General features: G+C 48.7%; 1 pseudogene. It reads left to right on the top strand.

The features are described 5' to 3' along the window. Positions 1–103: 103 nt before the first annotated feature. Positions 104–1,354: pseudogene (locus tag GBV73_RS11040) on the top strand (RNA-guided endonuclease InsQ/TnpB family protein); the annotation flags it as partial. Positions 1,355–1,359: the final 5 nt, after the last annotated feature.

Genomic DNA, 1,359 nt, shown 5'->3' with positions numbered 1-1,359 from the left:
CCCTTCCGATAGGGAGGGGATGAAAGCCCGCAACCCTTAAAACTTCACCTATTAGAAAAATAATAGGTGGTCGCCCACGTATCTCACCCAGAAAAACCACCTTCGAGTGGACAAGAAAACCTACAAACTCCTCAGGACGCTGACACACTTATCCAAAGACCTCTACAACCTCACCCTCTACACGGTTAAACAACACTACGAGCTTAATGGGACCTTTCTACCCTACGCCAAAGCCTACCACTTGGTTAAAGATAGCGAACCCTACAAACTCCTGCCAAGCCAAGTTGCACAACAAACAATGAAAATCGTGGAGAGAAACTTCCGCTCATTCTTTCACGTGCTCAAAGAGAGAAAGAAGGGCAACTACAACAGACCCGTTAGGCCACCAAAATACCTCCCAAAAAACGGGCACTTCATCCTAATCTTCCCATACCAGTCCTTCAGGGTAAAAGAGGACAGGATTATCCTCACCCTTGGAAAGAACTTTGCCGAGAAGTATGGTGTTAAACACCTTGAAATCCCACTCCCAAAGAACGTTAAAGGCCACAGGATTAAGGAGATTCGTATTCTTCCAAGATACAACGCCCTCTGGTTCGAGGTTGAATACGTTTATGAAGTCCAGCAAGAGGAGAGGGATTTAGACCGCTCGAAATACCTCGCCATTGATTTGGGTCTGGATAACTTCGCCACGTGTGTTTCCACCACCGGGACGGCCTTCATAATCGAAGGCCGGGGTTTGAAGAGCTTCAACCGGTGGTGGAACAAGGAGAAGGCGAAGCTCCAAAGCCAGTATGATAAGCAGGGAATTAAGTTCGGGCGAAAGATGGCGTGGCTTCTCAAGAAGCGGAAGAACGTGGTGAACGACTTTATGAACAAGGCGGTAAGTTACATTGTGAACTACTGCCTTGAGAACGGTATTGGGAACGTCGTCATCGGGGAGCTGAAGGGAGTAAAGCAGAACACCGACCTCGGAAGGAGGAACAACCAGAACTTCCATTATATTCCTTACGGCCTTTTCAAGCAAAAACTAAAAGCAAAGTGCGAGCGGTATGGTATCAACTACATCGAGGTTGATGAAGCCTACACGAGTAAGGTTGATGCCCTCGCCCTCGAACCGATTGAAAAGAGGGAGAAGTATCTTGGAAAGAGGGTGAAGCGTGGACTGTTCCAGTCTTCCACTGGTGTTTTGATAAACGCTGATGTGAACGGTGCTTTGAACATTTTGAGAAAGGTAGCCGGCGATTCTCCCATTGGGGAGATAGCCGGTAGTGGCCGTGTGAACCGGCCTGTGAGGGTTAGGCTACCTTGGGGTGGCTTAACTCCTCACGAAGCCCCGTCCTTGCGGACGGGGTAGTTCAC

It is taken from the genome of Thermococcus sp. 101 C5 (assembly GCF_009372125.1).
In the GTDB taxonomy this organism is placed as follows: domain Archaea; phylum Methanobacteriota_B; class Thermococci; order Thermococcales; family Thermococcaceae; genus Thermococcus_A; species Thermococcus_A bergensis.
This window is presented reverse-complemented; position numbering and strand designations above follow the sequence as displayed.